Raw genomic sequence first — 21,806 nt, 5'->3', positions numbered from 1 at the left:
CGGCCCGCCCGGCTCAGTGCGCCATCGGGAGCGGCGCGTCCGACTCCGCCGGGCGGCGGACGAAGAACGCGGCCACGATCGCGACCGTCGCGATCGACGCGCCCCACAGGAACGCGGAGTGGATGCCGCCGGCGTAGGAGGCGGCCTGGTCGGCTCCGCCCTGCGCGAGCTCCGCCGACCGGATCGAGAGGACGGTGACGAACAGCGCCGTGCCCGACGCGCCGCCCAGCTGCTGCACGGTGCCGATGATCGCGCTGCCGTGCGAGTAGAGCGAGGGGCGCACCGAGCCGAGGCCGGCGGTGAACAGCGGCGTGAAGACGAAGGCGAGGCCCAGGCTGAGGGTCACGTGCAGCGAGAGGACGAACCAGGGCGACGAGTCCGCCGCGAGCAGGGTGTACCCCCACAGTGCGCCGGCGACGACGATCGAGCCGGGCACGAGCAGCACGCGCGGGCCGAAGCGGTCATAGCCGCGGCCGACGAACGGCGCGAGCAGGCCCATCAGCAGGCCGCCGGGGAGCAGGAGCAACCCGGTCTCCAGCGGAGTGAGGCCCAGCACGTTCTGCGTGTAGAGGGGCAGCAGGATCAGCGTGCCGAAGAGCGCCGACATGCTGACCGCCATCATCGCGATGACGATGGTGAAGTTCGCGGAGGAGAAGGTCCGGAGGTCCAGCAGGGCCCGGTCGGTGCGCTGCAGCAGGAGCTGGCGCGCGATGAAGCCCGCGAGGCCGAGGCCCGCGACGACGAACGGGATCCACGGCGCGACGACCGCGGCTCCGCCCTCGCCGAGGCTCGACAGGCCGTAGACGAGGCCGCCGAAGCCGAAGACCGAGAGGACGACCGAGAGCGAGTCGATCGGGATGGAGCGGGGCTCGGTGACGTTCTCGACCTTGCGCAGGCCCAGGAGCAGCGCGCCGATCGCGATCGGCAGCACGATCCAGAACATCCAGCGCCAGCCGAGGAAGTTGAGGATGACGCCCGAGATCGTCGGTCCGACGGCCGGAGCCACCGAGATGACGATCGAGATGTTGCCCATCATCCGGCCGCGGATCGCCGGGGGCACCAGCGTCATCACGGTCGTCATCAGCAGCGGCATCATGATGGCCGTGCCGCCGGCCTGCACCACGCGGGCCGCCAGGAGGACCGCGAAGGTCGGGGCGAGCGCGGCGGTGAGCGTGCCGAGGCTGAAGAGGATCATCGCGGCGGCGAAGAGCATGCGGGTGTGCAGCCGCTGGATCAGGTAGCCCGTGATCGGGATGACGACGGCCATCGTGAGCATGAAGGCGGTCGAGAGCCACTGGCCCACGTGCGCCTCGACGTCGAAGTCGCGCATGAGGTCGGGCAACGCCACGCTCATGATCGTCTCGTTGAGGATCACGACGAACGCCGACACCAGCAGAAGGCTGATGACCAGGCGGCTGCGCGGCTCGAGGGTCGTGGCGGCGGCGGGTGCGGCGGGCCGCGCGGCGGGAAGGGTGCTGCGCTCGGTCACAGGTGTTCTCCGGTCGTGAGGGGGATCGGTGTGAGGGGCGCACCGACGGCTCGACTCGCGGGCGCGGATGCGGGGTACGGAGGGAGAACAGCGGCGGACGCCCCGGACATTCCCGATCGACGGGGATCCGCTGCGAGAGGTCTCAGGTGAGGACCGCGCAGAGCGCGGAGGACGCGGCCTCGGCCTCCTCGAGCGTGGCGCCCTCGCCGAAGCTGAACCGCACGGCGGTCCGGGCGACGTCGGGGTCGAGGCCGAGGGCCAGCAGCGCGGGCGAGGGCTCGTCGCGCCCGGCGGCGCACGCCGAGCCGCTCGAGACGACGACGCCGCGCTCCTCCAGCTCGAGGAGCGTCGACTCGCCGCTGCGCCCGGGGACGGCGTACGCGGCGATCGAGGGGAGCCGGTGCGCCGCGGAGCCCAGCGGCACGGCCCGGGGCGCCAGGGCCGCGACCCGCTCGGCGAACGCGTCCCGGACCGCTCCGACCCGCGCCGCGCGGTCCGGATCGAGCAGGCGCACCGCGGTGCCGAGCGCGACCGCGAAGGCCACGTTCTCGGTGCCCGAGCGCCGCTCCCGCTCCTGGCCGCCGCCGTGCAGCAGGGGCTCGAACGGGAGCCGGCTGCGCAGCAGCAGCGCCCCCACGCCCTTCGGGGCCCCGAGCTTGTGCCCGGAGACCGAGACCGCGTCGGCGCCCCAGCCCGCGACGTCCAGCCAGCCGGCGGCCTGGACGGCGTCCACGTGCAGCGGCACGCCCCGCGATCGGCAGAGCGCCGCGATCGCCGGCACGTCCTGCACCGTCCCGATCTCGTTGCTCGCCGCGAGCACCGAGACCAGCGCGGTGTCCGGCCGGACCAGCGCGGCGAGCGCGTCGAGGTCGAGCAGGCCGGTCGCGTCGACGGGGGCCGTCGACACCTCGAAGCCGTGCAGGCGCCGGAGGTGGTCGGCCGACTCGACGGTCGCCTCGTGCTCGAGCGCCGAGATCACCAGGTGCCGTCCGCGCGGCGACCCCAGCGCGAGGCCCTTGATCGCCGTGTTGATCGACTCCGTGCCGCCGGAGGTGAAGAGCGTCTCAGAGGTGCGGCCGCCGAGGAAGCGGGCCACGTGAGCGCGCGCCGCCTCGAGCGCGCGCGCCGCGGCGTCGCCGAGCGAGTGGCTGCTCGACGGGTTGCCGTACTCCGCGGTGAGGAACGGCCACATGGCCTCCAGCACCTCGCGGCGCACGGGCGAGGTCGCGGCGTGGTCGAGGTAGATCACTCGACCGCGATGTCCAGGCCGAGGTCGAGCGAGCGGACGCTGTGGGTGAGCGCGCCGACGGAGATCACGTCGACCCCCGCCTCCGCGATCGCGCGCACGGTCGTGAGGTCGACGCCGCCGCTCGCCTCGACCACGGCCCGCCCGCCGATGAGGGCGACGCCCCGGCGGAGCAGCTCGGGGGTGAAGTTGTCGAGCATGATCGTGTCCGCGCCTCCCGCCAGCGCGGGCTCGATCTGGTCGAGCCGGTCGACCTCGACCTCGAGGTGCGCCGTGTGCGGGATCGAGGCGCGCGCCGCCCGCAGGGCCGCGGTCAGGTCGATCCCGCGCGCGGCGAGCACCGCGAGGTGGTTGTCCTTCGCCAGCACCGCGTCCGAGAGCGAGAAGCGGTGGTTGCGGCCGCCGCCGCTGCGGACGGCGTGCCTCTCGAGCGCGCGCAGGCCCGGCGTGGTCTTGCGGGTGTCGACGATGCGGGCGCGCGTCCCCTCCACCGCGGCGACGTACTGCGCCGTCAGGGTGGCGATGCCGCTCATCCGCTGCACGAGGTTGAGCGCGACGCGCTCGCCGCGGAGCACGCCGCCCGCGGGGCCCTCGATCCGGGCGAGGGTCTGCCCGGCCTCGAAGACCGCGCCGTCCTCCACGAGCACCGAGCAGCGGATCCGGGAGTCGACCTGCCGCATCGTGCCGACGAGGACGGCGCCGCCGCTGAAGACGCCGGGCTCGCGGGCCACGAGGGCGGCGCTCGCGGTGGCGTCCGCGGGGAGGAGAGTGTCGGAGGTCAGGTCGCCCCAGGGCGCGTCCTCCTCGAGGGCGAGGGTGACGACGCGGTCGATGCTCTGGCGGGTCAGCACGGAAGGGCCGCCTCTCTGGTGGGGGCGGCGGCGCTCGCCGTCGCGGGGTCGGGGGAGTCGGTGCGGTGGTGGGCGCCCACGGAGTGCGTGCGCGCGAGCGCGGCGTCGATCAGAGCGAGGGCGCAGGTCAGCAGGTTCGCGTCCTCGAGCGTCCTCAGTCCGAGCGGAGCGGGCGAGGCGGAGGCGACGAGCGCGTCGCGCGCCGCCGTGAGCCCCGCCGCGTCCCGGGAGAGGCCGGCTCCCGCCCACATCGCGTCCTGGAGAGCGGTGCGGTCGAGCGTCATCGGGACGACGGCGCGGGGAGGGGCGACCGGGCCGCCGCTCCAGGAGAGGGAGTCGAGGGCGAGCGCCGCGCGGCGCGCGAACACGACGCCCTCGAGCAGGCTGTTGGAGGCGAGGCGGTTCGCGCCGTGGACGCCGGTGCGGGCGACCTCGCCCACTGCGAGCAGCCCGGGGAGGCTGGTGCGCCCGTCCAGGTCGGTCGCGATCCCGCCCATCCAGTAGTGCGCGGCCGGAGTCACGGGCAGCAGGTCGTCGGCGAGCGAGAGCCCGTTCTCGCGGCAGGCCGCCGAGATCGTCGGGAACCTCTTCGCCAGCACCTCGGGGTCGATCGCCCGGGCGTCCAGGTGCACGGGCAGTCCGCCCTGCATCCGCATCCGCTCCGCGATCGCGCGCGCCACGACGTCGCGCGGCGCCAGCTCGGCCTCGGGGTGCACCCCGGCCAGGAACCGCTCGCCGGCGGCGTCGCGCAGCACCGCGCCCTCGCCGCGCACCGCCTCCGAGACGAGGAAGCCGCCCGGCAGCGCGAGCGTGGTCGGGTGGAACTGGTAGAACTCCAGGTCCGCCGTCTCCGCTCCTGCCCGCAGGGCCGCGGCGAGCCCGTCCCCGGTCGCGACGGACGGATTGGTGGTGTGCCGGTAGAGCTGCCCGGCGCCTCCGGTGGCCAGCACGACCGCGTCGGCCGTCAGGCGCTCGAGCACGCCGTCGTGCAGGACGTCGGCGCCCGTGACCGAGCCGCCCTCCCGCACCACGTCGACCAGGGCGGCGTGCTCGCGCACCTCGACGGACGAGGCCCGCACCGCCGCCACGAGAGCGGCCTCGATCGCGGCGCCCGTCGCGTCGCCGCCGGCGTGCAGGATCCGCGGACGCGAGTGGGCGCCCTCGAGTCCCCGCGCCAGCTCGCCGCCCTCGCGGTCGAAGCCGACGCCCCACTCCTGCAGCACCGCGACCGCCTCCGGCCCCTCAGCGCAGAGCACCTCGACCGCCGAGCGCACGGCGAGGCCCGCACCGGCGGTGAGCGTGTCCTCCACGTGCAGCGCCACGGAGTCGCCCGGCGCCGTGACCGCGGCGATCCCGCCCTGCGCGGCGCGCGTCGACGACTCCGCCAGCGTGCCCTTGGTGACGAGCAGCACCTCGTGGCGGTGCTGCGCCGTCAGCGCGGCGACCAGCCCGGCGATGCCGCTGCCGACGACGACGACCCGCGCCATGTCAGACCGCCGCCGGCCCGGCGGGCGGAACGGTCGCGAGCATCCGCTCGAGGGCGATGCGCGCCTCGGCCTGCACCGATTCCGCGACCTCGATGCGGTTGAGCACCGTCCCCGCGACCAGTCCCTCGAGCACCCAGGCGAGGTAGCCGGGGTGGATGCGGTACATGGTCGAGCAGGGGCAGACCACGTCGTCGAGGCAGAAGATCGTGTGCTGCGGGTACTGGACGGCGAGGCGCTGCACCAGGTTGATCTCGGTGCCGATCGCGAAGGTCGATCCCGCGGGTGCCGCCTGGATCGCCTTCACGATGTAGTCGGTCGAGCCGTACTCGTCGGCCGCATCGACGACCGCCATCGGGCACTCCGGGTGCACGATCACGCGCACGCCCGGGTGCTCGGCGCGCGCCTTCGCGATCTGGGCCGTCGTGAAGCGCTTGTGCACCGAGCAGAAGCCGTGCCAGAGGATCACCTGCGCGTCCAGGAGCGTCGCGGTGTCGGAGCCGCCCTGCGGCTTCCGCGGGTTCCACATCGGCATCCGCTCCAGCGGCACGCCCATCGCCTTGGCGGTGTTGCGGCCGAGGTGCTGGTCGGGGAAGAACAGCACCCGCTGCCCGCGCGCGAACGCGTCCTCGAGCACGGTCGCCGCGTTCGAGGAGGTGCAGACCACGCCTCCGTTTCGGCCGCAGAACGCCTTCAGCGCGGCGGAGGAGTTCATGTACGTGACCGGGACGAGCGGCACGCGGCCGTCGGCGTCCGGCTCGGTGCCGTAGAGCTCGGTGAGCTCGGCCCAGGCGTCCTCGACGGAGTCGATGTCGGCCATGTCCGCCATCGAGCAGCCGGCCGCCAGGTTCGGGAGGATCACGGCCTGTTCCGGTCCGGAGAGGATGTCGGCCGTCTCCGCCATGAAGTGCACGCCGCAGAAGACGATGGCCTCGGCGTCGGGCCGGCTCGTCGCCGCCTTCGCCAGCTGGAACGAGTCGCCCACGTAGTCGGCGTACTGCACCACCTCGTCCCGCTGGTAGAAGTGCCCGAGCACGACGACCCGCTCGCCGAGCGTCTCCTTCGCCGCGAGGATGCGGTGGTGCAGCTCGTCGGCGCTCGCCGTCGTGTACTCCTCCGGCAGACGTCCCTGGACCGGGGCGTCGGCCGGGATCGGGTCGGCCTGGGAGGCGCCGGGCCCGTAGGCGGGCAGGCCGAGGTCGAACGACCAGGGGGCCTCCGCGAGCTCGGGCGCGCAGGTGGCGCCGGGCGCGGAGCCGCCCTCGATGAGCCGGATGGTGCTGTCGACGGATGTCACGGTGTTCTCCTCGTGAGGCGGGTGGGGGAGTCGGGCGGCGCGCTCAGACGGGCAGCGGGCCGTTGTCGACGAGCGCCGCCGACTCGTCGTAGCGGTAGAGGCGCGGGGGACGGTGGCGGGTGCCCGTCAGGCGCTCCCCGGTGGGCACCACGGTGCCGGAGCTCTCGATCGTCCGGCGGAAGTTGGCCGGGTCGAGGGGCTTCTGCAGGACGGCCTCGTGGACCTCCCGCAGCTGGGACAGGGTGAAGGCGCCGCCGAGGAAGGCCTGCGCGATGCGGGAGTACTCCATCTTGTTGCGCAGGCGCCAGAGGGCGTAGTCGACGATCAGTCCGTGGTCGAAGGCGAGCTCGAGCGGCAGATCGGTGCAGAGCCAGGCGACGTTCTCTCCCACGATGGCCTCGTCGGCCTCGGCGGAGCGCACGAGCGCCCAGTAGACGATCGACACGACGCGGTCCTCACCGGGGGAGCGGTCGGTGCCGCCGACGGCGTAGAGCTGCTCGAGGTAGCGCGGAGCCAGGCCCGTGGTCTCGCGGAGAGTGCGGCGGGCCGACTCGGCGAGGTCCTCGTCCGGATGCAGCGGTCCGCCGGGCAGTGCCCAGAGTCCCTCGAACGGCTCGCGGATGCGCCGGACGACGGGGATCCAGACGGTGCTCGCTCCGGTCTCCGGGTGCGGCCGCAGGGCGAAGATCACCGTCGACACGGCGAGCTGCACGTCCGGCATCCGATGCCCCCTACTAAGAGTCGCACCGACTGTAAGTGCTGGGATCACCTTAGTGTCACCAACACCTGAACACCTAGCGGGAGAAGCGACACGCCGCTACGGGCCCGCCCCGCCCGCTAGGCTGACCGCACAACCGAATACCGGGCCGCAATACGCGACGCGGGAGAGCCGACTCCGGTCGGCACCGAAGGAGCAAGCCTCCCCGCCAATCTCTCAGGTCTTGTACCGCGTCGAACTGGCCACTCTGGAAAGCGATCCGCTCGGATCCGCCCATGGTGAAAGCGCTCGACCCCTCGGGGCGGCGCGAATCTCTCAGGCTCCACGACAGAGGGGGAGTTCCCACGGCACTGCTGTGCTCTGCCGCGAACGCGGCGCGAGTCCAGCACTGCGACGAAATGGAGAACTCATGTCCGAGACCCCGACGACCAGCCCCGAAGCCCGCTACTCGCCCCTGCACGAGGTGCACGTCGCCGCCGGCGCGTCCTTCACCGACTTCGCCGGATGGCAGATGCCGGTCCGCTACTCCGGCGACCTCGCCGAGCACCACGCCGTGCGCACCGCCGCCGGCCTCTTCGATCTCTCGCACATGGCCGAGATCCTCGTCGTCGGCCCTGAGGCGGTCGACGCCCTCGACTACGCGCTGGCGAGCGACATCTCGGCCGTCGCCGCCGGCCGCGCGAAGTACACCCTCCTCCTGGAGCGCACGGGCGGCGTGATCGACGACCTCGTCGTCTACCGCACCGGCGAGGACCGCTTCATGGTCGTCGCGAACGCGGCCAACCGGCACATCGTCGTCGAGACGCTCCGCGACCGCACCGCGATGTTCGAGTGCGAGCTGTTCGACGAGAGCGACGACGTCGCCCTCATCGCGCTGCAGGGACCGCACTCGCTCGAGATCCTGCAGAACGTCCAGGGCCTCGCCGTCGAGACCGAGCGGGGAGCGGAGTCCGTGCTCGACACGGACGACGCCGCCCGCCTCCTCGCGGAGCTGCGCTACTACCGCGCCGTGCCCGCGACCTTCGAGGCGCACCCGATCCTGATCGCGCGCACCGGGTACACAGGCGAGGACGGCTTCGAGATCTACGTCTCGCCCGACTCCGCTCCCACGCTCTGGCAGGCTCTCGCCGAGACCGGCGCCGGAGCGGGCCTCGTCCCCGCCGGCCTCGCCGCCCGCGACACCCTCCGCCTCGAGGCGGGCATGCCGCTCTACGGCCACGAACTCTCCCGCGACGTCTTCCCCGCACAGGCCGGCCTCGGCCGCGTCGTCGCCTTCGGGAAGCCGATCGACTTCGTCGGCCGCGCGGCCAGCGAGGAGGGTCCCTCCGGAGACGCTCCCGTGCTCGTCGGGCTCGTCGGCGAGGGCCGCCGCGCCGCCCGCGCCGACTACACCGTCCTCTCCGGCGACGACGAGGTCGGAGTGGTCACCAGCGGAGTCCTCTCGCCGACCCTGGGCGTCCCGATCGCGATGGCCTACGTCGCCCCCGCCTCCGCGCAGCCCGGGACGGCGCTCGCCGTCGACATCCGCGGCACGCGCCTCCCGATGACCGTCACCGAGCTCCCCTTCTACTCGAGAAAGAAGAACTGACATGGCCGTGCCCACCGAGCTGCAGTACACCTCCGACCACGAGTGGATCCGGGTCGACGGAGAGGTCGCGACCGTCGGCATCACCGCCTACGCCGCGGACAAGCTGGGCGACGTCGTCTTCGTCGAGCTCCCCGAGGCGGGAGCCCGCGTCGAGGGCGGCAGCGTCGTCGGCGAGATCGAGTCGACCAAGTCGGTGGGCGAGCTGTTCGCCCCCGTCGACGGCGAGGTCCTCGAGGCCAACACGGCCGTCGTCGACAGCCCCGAGCTCGTCAACTCCGACCCGTTCGGCGAGGGGTGGCTGATCCGGGTCCGCTTCGACGCCCTGCCCGACGGCCTCCTCGACTCCGCCGCCTACATCGAGCTGGTCGGCGAGTAGATGGCGGCCACCAGGACCCCCGGCGCCTTCGAGTCCCGCCACATCGGGACCGACGCCGACGCGCAGCGCACCATGCTCGCGGCTCTCGGCTACGACTCCGTGGAGGAGCTCGTCACCGCCGCCGTCCCCGAGTCGATCCAGGTCCGCGACCTCCCGCGGGTGCTGCCCGCTCCGGCCACCGAGACGGAGGCGCTCGCCGAGCTGCGCGCACTCGCCGCGAAGAACACGGTGCGTCGGCCGATGATCGGCCTCGGCTACTACGGCACGCACACCCCCGCCGTGATCAAGCGCAACGTGCTCGAGAACCCCAGCTGGTACACGGCCTACACGCCGTACCAGCCCGAGATCTCGCAGGGGCGCCTGGAGGCGCTGATCAACTTCCAGACGATGGTCTCCGACCTCACCGGCCTCGACACGGCCGGTGCGTCGATGCTCGACGAGGGCACCGCCGTCGTCGAGGCGATGCTGCTCGCGCGCCGTGCCTCGAAGGCGCGCACCGACGTCTTCGTCGTCGACTCCGACGCTCTCCCGCAGACCCTCGCGCTGCTGCGCGGCCGCGCGGAGGCCGTCGGCATCCGCATCGTCGAGCTCCCGCTCTCGCGCACCGCCGCGGCGGAGGTGCCGGAGTGCTTCGGCGCCCTCGTGCAGTACCCCGGCGCGTCCGGGCACCTCTGGGACCCGTCGGCGGTGCTCGCCGCGGCGAAGGCCCACGGAGGCCTGGCGGTCGTCGCCGCCGACCTGCTCGCGCTGACCCTGGTGCGCTCGCCGGGCGAGCTCGGCGCGGACGTCGCCGTCGGCACCACGCAGCGCTTCGGCGTCCCGCTGGGCTTCGGAGGACCGCACGCCGGCTACCTCGCCGTCCGCAAGGGACTCGAGCGCCAGCTGCCCGGCCGCCTCGTCGGCGTCAGCCAGGATGCGGACGGCCACCCCGCCTACCGCCTGTCCCTCCAGGCCCGCGAGCAGCACATCCGCCGCGAGAAGGCCACCTCGAACATCTGCACCGCGCAGGTCCTCCTGGCGGTCATGGCCGCGATGTACGCGGTCTACCACGGGCCGGACGGGCTCGCCGCGATCGCCGAGCGCGTGCACGGCCGGGCCGCGCTCCTCGCGCGCCTCCTCCTCGACCGGGGCCACTCCCTCCGGCACGCCGACTTCTTCGACACCGTCTCGGTCGTCGTGCCCGGCGGTGCGGAGGCGGCGGTCGCCCGCGCCCGCGAGGCCGGCTTCGACGTGCGCCTGGTCGACGCCGACACGGTCTCGGTGTCGATCGACGAGACGGTCACCGACCTCGAGGTGATCGCCGTCGCGACCGCCGTCGGGCAGCTGGACTCGTCGTTCGGCTTCCTCGGCGGCTCCGCGCGGAGCATCCCCGCCGAGCTCGACCGCCGCACGCCCTTCCTCGTGCACCCGGTCTTCAGCAGCCACCACAGCGAGACCTCGATGATGCGCTACCTCAAGCGCCTCGCCGACTCGGACTACGCGCTGGACCGCGGAATGATCCCGCTCGGCTCCTGCACCATGAAGCTCAACGCCGCCACCGAGATGGAGGCGGTCAGCTGGCCCGAGTTCGCGGACCTGCACCCGTTCGCCCCCGAGGCGGACGTGCAGGGCTCCCTGGCGCTGATCGACCAGCTGGAGGGGTGGCTCGCCCACCTCACCGGCTACGACTCCGTGTCGCTCCAGCCCAACGCCGGCTCGCAGGGCGAGCTCGCGGGCCTGCTGGCTATCCGCGGCTGGCACCGGTCGAACGGCGACGAGGACCGCACGGTCTGCCTGATCCCCTCGAGCGCTCACGGCACCAACGCCGCGAGCGCGGTCCTCGCCGGCATGCGCGTCGTCGTCGTGGCCTGCGACGAGCTCGGCAACGTCGACCTGGACGACCTCCGGGCGAAGATCGCCGAGCACGCGGGCTCCCTCGCCGCGCTGATGATCACCTACCCGTCGACCCACGGCGTCTACGAGCACGAGGTCGCCGAGATCTGCCGCCTCGTCCACGAGACCGGCGGACAGGTGTACGTGGACGGCGCGAACCTCAACGCGCTCCTGGGCTTCGCCCGCTTCGGAGACTTCGGCGGCGACGTCTCGCACCTCAACCTGCACAAGACGTTCTGCATCCCGCACGGCGGAGGCGGTCCCGGCGTCGGTCCCGTCGCCGCGAAGGCGCACCTCGCGCCGTTCCTGCCCGGCCACCCGCTCGCGCAGCGGCTCGAGCACGGCGTGGGCACGCAGGGCGAGCGGATCGTCCACGGCGGCGCACCGGTGTCGGCAGCGCCCTACGGCAGCCCCGGCATCCTGCCGATCTCGTGGGCGTACGCCCGGATGATGGGCGAGGAGGGCCTGCGGGCCGCGACCGGGGCGGCCGTCCTCTCGGCCAACTACGTCGCCGCGCGCCTCCGCGAGCACTACCCGGTGCTCTACACGGGGGACAACGGGCTCGTCGCCCACGAGTGCATCCTCGACATCCGTCCGCTGACGGCGGCGACCGGAGTGACCGTGGACGACGTCGCCAAGCGCCTCGTCGACTACGGCTTCCACGCCCCGACCATGAGCTTCCCCGTCGCCGGGACCCTGATGGTCGAGCCGACGGAGAGCGAGGACCTCGCCGAGATCGACCGCTTCATCGACGCGATGATCGGGATCCGGGCGGAGGCCGACCGCGTCGGCGCGGGGGAGTGGCCGGTGGACGACAACCCGCTGCGCGGCGCCCCGCACACCGCCGAGTGCCTGACGGCCGAGGAGTGGACGCACCCGTACAGCCGCGAGGAGGCCGTCTACCCGGTCCGCTCGCTGGTGCGCGGCAAGTACTGGCCGCCGGTCCGCCGGATCGACCAGGCCTACGGCGACCGCAACCTCGTCTGCGCCTGCCCGCCCATCGAGGCCTTCGCCTGATCCGCCCGCACGCGCTCGTCCGCAACCGAGGGTGAGAGAGCAGGAACGGAGCCCCGAGCCCGTCCTCGGCTCTTCGACCCTCGGTTGCAGACACGGTCGGTCCCTCACAGGCGCGGAGTGGGTCGCAGTCCTCCCGATCCGGGGGGAACGGCGCACGGCGACCCCGATGCACGAGGGAGCCCGACCGTGGGGAACGCGTGGTGGAGGTGCCGGCAGGGCTCGACGGAGTAGCGACGAGCGAGCAGCTCCACCGTGCGGGCGTCACGCCGCGGCAGTGGAGAGCCGCGGCGCGGTCCTGCGGCTCCTCGGATGCGATCGGTCCGACGTCACGTCCGCGGAGCCGGCGGCGCGAACAGCTCGGGCCAGAGGGCGACGGCCAACGGGTACCCGACGAACGAGACGATGTCGATGATCGAGTGGGCGATCACCAGGGGCAGGGTGCGGCCGAAGCGCTGGTAGAACAGTCCGAACACCAGGCCCATGACCACGTTCCCGATGAAGGGCCCGATGCCCTGGTACAGGTGGTAGCTGCCCCGGAGCAGCGCACTGGTCACCAGGATCCGCCACCGCCCCCAGCCCAGATCGCCCAGGCGGGCGAAGAGGTACCCGATCACGACGACCTCCTCCTGCACTCCCGCCCGGATCGCGGAGAGCACGAGCACCGGCACCGTCCACCAGTACGCGTCCAGCGGCGAGGCCACCACCGCCACGGTGATGCCCAGCGCGCGTCCGACGGCGTACAGCGCGATGCCCGGCGCGCCGATCGCCACCGCGAGGACGGTCCCGGTCCCCAGGTCCGCGAACGGCCGGCGCAGGTCGAGCCCCAGGCGCCCGAGCGGACGGCCCGAGCTCTGCCAGAGCAGGAACGCGCAGAGGGCCACCGGCACCAGGTCGAAGAAGAGCGCGAGCAGCTGGTAGACGAGGTCGAAGCCCGGGCGGTCGCTGAGGGCGCCGTTGATCGTCGCGGTCTGGTCGGCCAGTGCGGTCGAGCGGGTGAGCCGGTTGGCGATGGAGACCACCGAGTAGACCGCGGAGGCGCCCAGCGAGAGCCCGAGGACCAGCAGGATCTCGATGCGGATCCGGCGCCGTCCGGGCGCGGATCCTGACAGGTCGGTGGACACTCCGTGCGTCTCCTCTGAAGTCGATGTGTTGCGCGACGGCCGCCCGGTACGCACGTTTCGTGCAGAACAGCGCAAGGATTCCACCTCCCGGTTACCGCTGTGTAACGGTTGCCACATGCTTTTGTGCAGATAGCGGGCGAATACATAGTCTCGTTGAAGGCATCCGCGCGACGGCCACCAGTCTCGTGCGCCGCCGCCGTCGCCACGCGCACGGCACTCCACGCGTCAGGGAAACCACTTCTCGCGCGCCCCCACATCACTGGAGGAATAGTGAACATCAGACGTTACGGATTCGGGGCTCTGGCGCTCGTCGCCGCGAGCACGCTGGTCCTGGCCGGCTGCAGCAGCTCGAACGACTCGGGCGGAGGTGCATCGGGAGGCGACGCCGCCGCGATCATCTCCACGAACGGCTCCGAGCCGCAGAACCCGCTGATCCCGACGAACACCAACGAGGTGGGCGGCGGCAAGATCCTCGACGAGATCTTCGCGGGCCTGGTCTACTACGACGCCAAGGGCGCCCCCGAGAACGACGTCGCCGAGTCCATCGAGTCGGACGACGCGCAGAACTACACGATCAAGATCAAGTCGGGCCTGACCTTCACGAACGGCGACCCGGTCACCTCCAGCTCGTTCATCGACGCCTGGAACTACGGCGCCAAGCTGTCGAACAACCAGCTCAGCGCGTCGTTCTTCTCGAACTTCGAGGGCTTCAGCGACACCGAGGACAGCGAGCTCACCGGCCTCAAGGCCGTGGACGACACCACCTTCACCGTCGCGCTCAAGTCCCCGCAGTCGGACTTCCCGATCAGCCTCGGCTACTCGGCGTACTACCCGCTGCCCGCCGCCGCGTTCGACGACATGGCCGCCTTCGGTGAGAACCCGATCGGCAACGGCCCGTACAAGCTCGACGGCGACGACGCGTGGCAGCACGACGTCCAGATCGAGCTCGTCAAGAACGACGAGTACACCGGCCCCCGCGAGGCCCAGAACGGCGGCCTGAAGATCGTCTTCTACGCCACCCAGGACGCCTCCTACGCCGACCTCCTCGGCGGCAACGTCGACGTGATCGACCAGATCCCGGACTCCGCCTTCGGCACCTTCGAGAGCGACCTCGGCGACCGCGCCGTGAACCAGCCCTCGGCCGTGTTCCAGTCCTTCACCATCCCGGGCCGTCTCCCGCACTTCGACGGCGAGGAGGGCCAGCTCCGCCGCCAGGCGATCTCGATGTCCTTCGACCGCAAGGAGATCACCGACGTGATCTTCGAGGGCACCCGCACCCCGGCCTCCGACTTCACCTCCCCGGTGATCGACGGCTACAGCGACGCCCTCTCCGGCGCCGACGTGCTCGAGTACAACCCCGACGAGGCCAAGGCGCTGTGGGCTCAGGCCGACGCGATCAGCCCCTGGGACGGCACCTTCAAGATCGCCTACAACGCCGACGGCGGCCACCAGGGCTGGGTCGACGCGGTGACCAACTCGATCAAGAACACGCTGGGCATCGACGCCGAGGGCGACGCGTACCCGACCTTCGCCGAGGCGCGCACCAAGATCGTCGACCGCTCGATCGAGACCGCGTTCCGGACCGGATGGCAGGCCGACTACCCGAGCCTCTACAACTTCCTCGGACCGCTCTACGTGACCGGCGCCTCGTCCAACGACGGCGACTACTCGAACCCCGAGTTCGACACCCTGCTCCAGCAGGGCCTGTCGGACGCCGACGCCGATGCTGCGAACAAGACGTTCCAGCAGGCCCAGGAGATCCTCCTGAAGGACCTCCCGTCGCTGCCCCTGTGGTACGCGAACGTGACCGGCGGCTACGGCGAGGGCGTGTCGAACGTCGAGTTCGGCTGGAACTCGGTGCCGCTCTACTACGAGATCACCAAGAACTAAGCTCGAACCACTGGGGCGCTTCGCCCGTGCCGTCGGCCACCAGGTCACGGCACGGGCGGAGCGCCCTGTTTCGGTCACAATCGAATGAGGTCCCCATCCATGCGACTCCGGAACCGGCTGGGCTGACATGCTCGCCTACATCGTCCGACGCATCCTGCAAGCCGTCCCCGTGCTCATCGGCACCACGTTCCTCATCTACTTCATGGTCTTCTCCATGCCGGGGAACCCGCTCCTGTCGCTCTTCGGCGACAAGACGCCGAGCCCCGCACTCCTCGCCCGCCTCGAGGAGCAGTACCACCTGAACGAGCCCTTCTTCGTCCAGTACCTGTACTACCTGGGAGGCGTCGTCCGCGGCGACTTCGGCATCTCGTTCTCCGGCCAGTCCGTCAACGAGATCCTCGCCCGCACCTTCCCGGTCACCCTGACGCTCGCCATGATGGCGATCGTCATCGAGATCGTCGTCGCGCTGACCATCGGTCTCATCAGCGGTCTGCGCAAGGGCAGCTTCTTCGACGCGAGCGCGCTGGTCGTCAGCCTCCTGCTCGTGTCGGTGCCGATCTTCGTGCTCTGCTTCATCGCGCAGTCCTTCTTCGCGATCCAGCTGGGATGGTTCCCTCCGACCGTCGGAGCCGACGCGTCGTTCCAGAGGCTGCTGCTGCCCGCGATCGTGCTCGCCCTCTTCGTGGTCGCCTCGGCCATCCGCCTCACGCGCGGCTCGGTCATCGAGACGGCCGGCTCGGACTTCGTCCGCACCGCGTACAGCAAGGGGCTCTCGCGACGCCGCGTCATCCCCGTGCACGTCCTGCGCAACTCGCTCATCCCGGTCACGACGCAGTTCGGAGCCGACTTCGGCCTCCTGATCGTCGGCGCGACCGTGACCGAGGGCATCTTCAACGTTCCCGGAGTCGGGAACACGCTCTATCAGGCGATCATCCGAGGTGAGCGGCCGACCGTCGTCTCCTTCGTCACGGTCATGGTGCTGTTCTACCTCGTGGTGAACATCCTCGTCGACCTGCTCTACGCCGTACTCGACCCGAGGATCCGCTATGCCAAATGAGTCCACCGGCGGCGCGCAGAAGGCCCGCCGCATCGACCACTTCGTGGCCCCGCTCGAGGAGACGCCGATCGCGTCGGTCGACGCCGTCAGCCTCGACGAGAAGCCCAGCAACCTCTGGACCGACGCGTGGCGCGACCTGCGCAAGCGGCCCATGTTCTGGATCTCGGGCGTCCTGATCCTCGTCATCATCGCCGTCGCGCTGTTCCCGGGCCTGTTCACCTCGGTGGACCCCCGCCAGTGCGCGCTCTCGTTCAGCAACCAGGGCCCCGGCGACGGCAGCCTGCTCGGCTACACCAAGCAGGGGTGCGACGTCTTCTCGCGGATCATCCACGGCACGTCCACGTCGCTGACCGTCGGCCTCATCGTGATCGTGATCACGACGGTCTCCGGCGTCATCGGCGGCGCTCTGGCCGGCTTCTTCGGCGGCTGGGTCGACACCGTGATCATGCGCCTCGGCGACATCTTCTTCTCGATCCCCTACATCCTCGCCGCGGTCGTCATCATGTCCGTCTTCTCGGCCTACCGGAACGTGTTCGTCATCGCCCTGGCGATCGGCGCGTTCGCCTGGCCGACGACGGCGCGCGTCCTGCGCTCCGAGGTCCTCCGCGTGAAGCAGGCCGACTTCGTCGGCGCCGCCACCGCGACCGGCCTCTCCCGCATGGCGATCCTGTTCCGGCACGTGCTGCCGAACTCGATCGCTCCCGTCATCGTCGTCACGACGATCTCGCTCGGCGCGGCCATCACCGCGGAGGCGACGCTGTCGTTCCTCGGCGTCGGCCTTCCCGGCTCGGTCATGTCGTGGGGCAACGACATCAGCCAGGCCCAGCGCGATCTGCGCACCAACCCGCAGACGCTGATCTACCCGTCGATCGCCCTGACGGTCACGGTGCTGAGCTTCATCCTCCTCGGCGAATCGCTCCGCGACGCGCTCGACCCGAAGGCGAGGGCCCTCCGATGACCGCCACGACACCGAACGCACCGCACGGCCCGCTGCTCGAGGTCACCGACCTCGAGGTCGGCTTCCAGACCGGCAGCGGACTGGTCCCCGCCCTCCGCGGCGTGAGCCTCACGATCGAGCACGGCCAGACCGTCGCGATCGTGGGGGAGTCGGGCTCCGGCAAGTCGACGACCGCCGCCGCGATCATCGGCCTGCTCCCCGGCACCGGCCAGGTCACCGCCGGCTCCGTGCTGTTCGACGGCAAGGACCTCGCGAAGGCGACGAGGACCGAGCTCGAGGACATCCGCGGCCGCCGGATCGGCTACGTCCCGCAGGACCCGATGTCGAACCTGAACCCCGTGTGGTCGGTCGGCTTCCAGGTCGAGGAGACCATCAAGGCCAACGGCCTCGCGACCGGTCGCAAGGAGGTGCGCGCCAAGGCGATCGAGGTCCTGCAGAACGCGGGCCTCGCCGACGCGGAGAAGCGCCTCAAGCAGTTCCCGCACCAGTTCTCGGGCGGCATGCGCCAGCGCGTGCTGATCGGCATCGGCCTGGCCGCGGCTCCCCAGCTGCTGATCGCCGACGAGCCCACCTCGGCGCTCGATGTCACGGTCCAGCGCCGGATCCTCGACCACCTCGAGACGCTGACGAAGACCGACGGCACCGCGCTGCTCTTCATCACGCACGACCTGGGCCTCGCCGCCGAGCGCGCCGAGAAGCTCATCGTCATGTACAAGGGCCGCATCGTCGAGTCCGGCGCCTCGGTGGAGGTGCTGCAGAACCCGCAGCACCCCTACACGCAGCGCCTGATCGCGGCGGCGCCCAGCCTCGCGTCGCGCCGCATCCAGTCGACGGCCGGCCGTGCCGTGGAGTCGGTCCCCGGCGAGTCGGAGGCCGTCCGCGAGGTCGACCTGGTCGGCGCGGGCGCCGCGCACCACGCCGGCGCGGTCGCCTCGGGCGCCCCGATGATCGAGGTCGACGGCCTCACCAAGGTCTTCAAGATCCGCCGCGGCGGCCTGAAGGCCGAGGACTTCACCGCCGTCGACAACGTGTCGTTCTCGATCCCGAAGGGCACCACCACGGCGCTCGTGGGCGAGTCCGGATCGGGCAAGTCGACGATCGCCCGCCTGGTGCTGGGCCTCGAGACGGCGACGTCCGGAGCGATCTCGATCGCCGGCCGACGGACCGAGAAGCTCAAGGGCCGCGACATGCTGGCGCTCCGGCGCTCCATGCAGCCGGTGTTCCAGGACCCGTACGGCTCGCTCGACCCGCTGCACAACATCGGCAACACCATCTCGGAGCCGCTGCGGGTGCACAAGGTCGGCGACCGGACGTCGCAGCGCGAGCGCGTCCTCGAGCTGCTCGACCAGGTGTCCCTCCCGCGCGTGATCGCGAGCCGGTACCCGAACGAGCTCTCCGGCGGCCAGCGCCAGCGCGTGGCGATCGCCCGCGCGCTCGCGCTGAAGCCGGAGATCGTGGTGCTCGACGAGGCCGTGTCGGCTCTGGACGTCCTCGTCCAGGCGCAGATCCTCCGCCTCCTCGCCGACCTGCAGGCCGAGCTCGGGCTGACCTACCTGTTCATCACGCACGACCTGGCGGTGGTCCGCGTGATCGCCGACGACGTCTGCGTGATGCAGAAGGGCAGGATCGTCGAGCACGCCCCGACGGACACCGTGTTCGACTCGCCGCAGCAGGAGTACACCCGCGAGCTGCTCGACGCCATCCCCGGCGCCGGCATCGAATTCGCGGTCTGACCGACCGTCACCAGGGCCCCGGCCCCGCCTGGAGCGCTCCTCGGAGCCCTCCGGAGCGGGGATCCGGGGCCCTTCGCCGTGCGGACGCCTCGCTGCGGTACGATGGATGGTCCCCCTTTTGCACGAGAACACGAGACGAGTCCGTATCCATGGCAAGTGCCACCCGCTCCGACCTGCGCAACGTCGCGATCGTCGCCCACGTCGACCATGGCAAGACCACGCTGGTCGACGCCATGCTCAAGCAGACGAACTCCTTCGACGCGCACGCCCACGTGGACGAGCGCGCGATGGACTCCAACGAGCTCGAGCGCGAGAAGGGCATCACGATCCTCGCGAAGAACACCGCTGTCTCGTACAGCGGCAAGCACGCGAGCGACGGTCCCATCACCATCAACGTCATCGACACCCCGGGCCACGCCGACTTCGGCGGCGAGGTCGAGCGCGGCCTGTCGATGGTCGACGGCGTCTGCCTCCTCGTCGACGCGTCCGAGGGCCCGCTGCCCCAGACCCGCTTCGTGCTGCGCAAGGCGCTCGAGGCGAAGCTCCCCGTCATCCTCCTGGTCAACAAGACCGACCGCCCCGACGCGCGCATCGACGAGGTCGTCGCCGAGAGCCAGGACCTGCTCCTCGGCCTCGCCTCCGACATGGCCGACGACGTGCCGGACCTCGACCTCGACGCGATCCTCGACGTCCCCGTGGTCTACGCCTCCGGCAAGGCCGGCCGCGCCTCGGCGAACAAGCCCGAGGACGGCACGCTGCCGGACGCCGAGGACCTGGAGCCGCTGTTCGAGGCGATCCTCAAGCACATCCCCGCGCCGACCTACGACGACGACGCGCCCCTCCAGGCCCACGTCACCAACCTCGACGCGTCGCCGTTCCTCGGCCGCCTCGCCCTCCTCCGCGTCTTCAACGGCACGATCAAGAAGGGGCAGACGGTCGCCTGGGTCCACCACGACGGCACCCACACCAACGCGCGCATCACCGAGCTGCTGATCACCAAGGCGCTCGACCGCTACCCGGCCGAGTCCGCGGGCCCCGGCGACATCGTCGCGATCGCGGGCTTCCCCGAGATCACCATCGGCGAGACCATCGCCGACCCCGAGGACATCCGCCCGCTGCCGGCCATCACGGTCGACGACCCGGCGATCTCGATGACGATCGGCACCAACACCTCGCCGCTCGTCGGCAAGGTCAAGGGCCACAAGCTCACGGCGCGCATGGTCAAGGACCGCCTCGACCGCGAGCTCATCGGAAACGTGTCGCTCAAGATCGTCGACATCGGACGTCCCGACTCGTGGGAGGTCCAAGGCCGCGGCGAGCTCGCGCTGGCCATCCTCGTCGAGCAGATGCGCCGCGAGGGCTACGAGCTGACCGTCGGCAAGCCCCAGGTGGTCACCCGCCAGGTCGACGGCAAGACGCACGAGCCCTTCGAGCACCTGACGATCGACGCTCCGGAGGAGTACCTCGGCGCGATCACGCAGCTCCTCGCCGCCCGCAAGGGCCGCATGGACGGCATGTCGAACCACGGCACCGGCTGGGTCCGCATGGAGTTCATCGTCCCGTCGCGCGGCCTGATCGGCTTCCGCACCGAGTTCCTCACCACCACCCGCGGCACCGGCATCGCGAACGCGATCCTGCACGGCTACGAGCCGTGGGCCGGCGCGATCGTCACCCGCAACAACGGGTCGATCGTCGCGGACCGCAACGGCGTCGTGACCCCGTTCGCCATCATCGCGCTCCAGGAGCGGATGACCTTCTTCGTGAACCCCACCGAGGAGGTCTACGAGGGCATGGTGATCGGCGAGAACTCGCGCAACGACGACATGGACGTCAACATCACCAAGGAGAAGAAGCTGACCAACATGCGTCAGTCCACCTCCGACACCTTCGAGTCGATGACGCCGTCGCGTCAGCTGACGCTCGAGGAGTGCCTCGAGTTCGCCCGCGAGGACGAGTGCGTCGAGGTCACCCCCGAGGTCGTCCGCATCCGCAAGGTGGAGCTCGATGCGAACGCCCGCGCGCGCATGACGAGCCGCCTCAAGAAGCAGGGCTGAGCCCCGGGCGCCTCGGCGCCCGCCCACGACGAGACCGGCCGGAGCGATGCTCCGGCCGGTCTCGTCGTCTCCGCCCGGTGCTGCAGTGTGCAGCGCCGATCCCGTCCCTCGCGGTCCGGATCAGCCCGCCGGACTCGGAGAGGGAGAGGGGGTCGAGGACTCCGCCTCGAGCGTCGAGGTGACGAAGGAGACGAACGCCGCCGCGTCGTCCGGCTTCCCCGTGTACTGCTCGCCGTTCACCAGCACGGTGGGCGTCGACTCGAGCTTCGGCAGCGAGGAGTTAGCGAGGGGGAGCGAGGTGGCCCGCTCGGTCGCGGCCTTCACCCAGGGCCGGAACTCGCCCCCGGTCATGCAGGCGAGGACGTCGTCGTCGGTGACGCCCGCTCCGGTCACCAGCGCCCGCAGAGCGTCGTCGTCGAGGCCCGTCGTCCCCTCCGCCGGCTGCTGCGCGAAGAGCGCCGCGTTCACGGCGAGGAAGCGGTCCGGATCCTCGTCGGCGACGCACGCCGCGGCGTTCGCGGCCCGGCTGGAGTACTCGGAGCCGGCCGAGGAGGAGTCGAGGATCGCCACCGGATGGATCTCGAGCGTGATCGCCCCCTTCGTCAGCCACGACTGCAGCTGCTCGGCGTTCGCCTTCTCGAACTGCCCGCAGTACGGGCAGAGGTAGTCGACGTAGAGGTCGACGGCGACGACTCCGCCTGCTTGTGTGGCGCTCTCGTCGGTCGGGACGGGGGAGGCTCCCGGAGCGAGTGCCGCGGTCGTCGTCGCCGACACGGCCGAGCCGTCGCCCGCGAGGACGATGCCGTCGCTGAGCATGTTCGCCGGGCCGGCGCTCGCGACCTCCTGCTGCGACCAGACGTTCCAGCAGACCAGGGCCACGACCGCGAGGAGCCCGACGACCGCTCCGCCCTGCCCGAGCAGCCGGTTCCGGCGCCGCCGGCGCCTCTCCGCTTCGCGGCGCTCCCGCGCCTGCGCTCGGGCGAGCTCCTGGCGCTCGCGCTTGGTCAGGCCGCTTCTCGCACTGTTCCCGGACATCGCCGACGACGCTACGGGCG

The 21,806-nt window shown here is 71.5% G+C and carries 16 protein-coding genes and 1 riboswitch; of the genes, 8 read left to right on the top strand and 8 right to left on the bottom strand.

What is annotated here, in order from left to right:
* Window positions 1–13: 13 nt before the first annotated feature.
* The 6 genes from C5C55_RS02135 to C5C55_RS02110 all read right to left on the bottom strand — a co-directional run bounded on the left by C5C55_RS02135 (window position 14) and on the right by C5C55_RS02110 (window position 7,088).
* Window positions 14–1,489, bottom strand: coding sequence for a DHA2 family efflux MFS transporter permease subunit (locus C5C55_RS02135; RefSeq protein ID WP_104232753.1), 1,476 nt, complete (start codon window positions 1,487–1,489; stop codon window positions 14–16).
* A gap of 142 nt (window positions 1,490–1,631) precedes the next feature.
* Window positions 1,632–2,738 carry a cysteine desulfurase family protein gene (locus C5C55_RS02130; RefSeq protein ID WP_104232752.1) on the bottom strand — a complete coding sequence of 369 codons (1,107 nt, stop codon included), beginning with the start codon at window positions 2,736–2,738 and terminating at the stop codon, window positions 1,632–1,634.
* Window positions 2,735–3,586 (bottom strand): carboxylating nicotinate-nucleotide diphosphorylase, encoded by an 852-nt coding sequence (nadC, locus tag C5C55_RS02125; RefSeq protein WP_104232751.1) that lies wholly within the window; start codon window positions 3,584–3,586, stop codon window positions 2,735–2,737. The genes C5C55_RS02130 and nadC overlap by 4 nt, the downstream gene beginning before the upstream one ends.
* Window positions 3,580–5,073 (bottom strand): L-aspartate oxidase, encoded by a 1,494-nt coding sequence (gene nadB / locus C5C55_RS02120; RefSeq protein ID WP_104232750.1) that lies wholly within the window; start codon window positions 5,071–5,073, stop codon window positions 3,580–3,582. The genes nadC and nadB overlap by 7 nt, the downstream gene beginning before the upstream one ends.
* Window position 5,074: 1 nt before the next feature.
* Complete coding sequence (nadA, locus tag C5C55_RS02115; RefSeq protein WP_104232749.1) at window positions 5,075–6,367, bottom strand: quinolinate synthase NadA; 1,293 nt, start codon at window positions 6,365–6,367, stop codon at window positions 5,075–5,077.
* A gap of 43 nt (window positions 6,368–6,410) precedes the next feature.
* Window positions 6,411–7,088, bottom strand: coding sequence for an NUDIX domain-containing protein (locus C5C55_RS02110; RefSeq protein ID WP_104222969.1), 678 nt, complete (start codon window positions 7,086–7,088; stop codon window positions 6,411–6,413).
* A 150-nt stretch (window positions 7,089–7,238) separates the two neighbouring features.
* A riboswitch (glycine riboswitch) is annotated at window positions 7,239–7,326 on the top strand.
* 168 nt (window positions 7,327–7,494) lie between these two features.
* On the opposite strand from C5C55_RS02110, the gene gcvT reads away from it, so the two are divergent.
* From gcvT to gcvP, 3 genes are read left to right on the top strand one after another with little or no spacing between them, the layout of a single operon-like run.
* The gene (gcvT, locus tag C5C55_RS02105) at window positions 7,495–8,673 is read left to right on the top strand and encodes a glycine cleavage system aminomethyltransferase GcvT (protein ID WP_104232748.1); all 1,179 of its coding nucleotides are present in this window, start codon (window positions 7,495–7,497) and stop codon (window positions 8,671–8,673) included.
* Between the two features lies 1 nt (window position 8,674).
* A complete protein-coding gene (gene gcvH, locus C5C55_RS02100; protein ID WP_104232747.1) occupies window positions 8,675–9,049 on the top strand; it encodes a glycine cleavage system protein GcvH in 375 nt (124 codons plus the stop codon).
* Window positions 9,050–11,938: an aminomethyl-transferring glycine dehydrogenase gene (gene gcvP, locus C5C55_RS02095; RefSeq protein ID WP_104232746.1), complete on the top strand. Its 2,889-nt coding sequence runs from the start codon at window positions 9,050–9,052 to the stop codon at window positions 11,936–11,938.
* Between the two features lie 326 nt (window positions 11,939–12,264).
* Here the strand turns inward: gcvP and C5C55_RS02090 are convergent, their stop codons facing one another.
* Entirely contained in the window at window positions 12,265–13,059 is a 795-nt protein-coding gene (locus C5C55_RS02090) for a CPBP family intramembrane glutamic endopeptidase (RefSeq protein ID WP_258059269.1), read from the bottom strand.
* Window positions 13,060–13,329: 270 nt separating this feature from the next.
* Here C5C55_RS02090 and C5C55_RS02085 point away from each other — a divergent pair, with 270 nt between their 5' ends.
* The 5 genes from C5C55_RS02085 (at window position 13,330) to typA (ending at window position 20,751) form a co-directional block, all read left to right on the top strand.
* Window positions 13,330–14,949, top strand: coding sequence for an ABC transporter substrate-binding protein (locus tag C5C55_RS02085; protein ID WP_104232745.1), 1,620 nt, complete (start codon window positions 13,330–13,332; stop codon window positions 14,947–14,949).
* A 127-nt stretch (window positions 14,950–15,076) separates the two neighbouring features.
* Window positions 15,077–16,006, top strand: a complete 930-nt coding sequence (locus tag C5C55_RS02080; RefSeq protein ID WP_104222975.1) for an ABC transporter permease — start codon at window positions 15,077–15,079, stop codon at window positions 16,004–16,006.
* Window positions 15,996–16,964 (top strand): ABC transporter permease, encoded by a 969-nt coding sequence (locus C5C55_RS02075; protein WP_104222976.1) that lies wholly within the window; start codon window positions 15,996–15,998, stop codon window positions 16,962–16,964. The genes C5C55_RS02080 and C5C55_RS02075 overlap by 11 nt, the downstream gene beginning before the upstream one ends.
* Window positions 16,961–18,697: an ABC transporter ATP-binding protein gene (locus C5C55_RS02070; RefSeq protein WP_104225543.1), complete on the top strand. Its 1,737-nt coding sequence runs from the start codon at window positions 16,961–16,963 to the stop codon at window positions 18,695–18,697. The genes C5C55_RS02075 and C5C55_RS02070 overlap by 4 nt, the downstream gene beginning before the upstream one ends.
* A 149-nt stretch (window positions 18,698–18,846) precedes the next feature.
* A complete protein-coding gene (gene typA, locus C5C55_RS02065) occupies window positions 18,847–20,751 on the top strand; it encodes a translational GTPase TypA (protein WP_104222978.1) in 1,905 nt (634 codons plus the stop codon).
* Between the two features lie 120 nt (window positions 20,752–20,871).
* Here typA and C5C55_RS02060 read toward each other — a convergent pair whose 3' ends face one another.
* Window positions 20,872–21,786, bottom strand: coding sequence for a thioredoxin domain-containing protein (locus tag C5C55_RS02060; protein WP_104232744.1), 915 nt, complete (start codon window positions 21,784–21,786; stop codon window positions 20,872–20,874).
* Between the last annotated feature and the right edge of the window lie 20 nt (window positions 21,787–21,806).

Source organism: Rathayibacter sp. AY1C2 (genome assembly GCF_002931195.1).
Taxonomy (GTDB): domain Bacteria; phylum Actinomycetota; class Actinomycetes; order Actinomycetales; family Microbacteriaceae; genus Rathayibacter.
The sequence above is the reverse complement of the archived record's forward strand: the minus strand, read 5'-3'. Positions and strand labels throughout refer to the sequence as shown.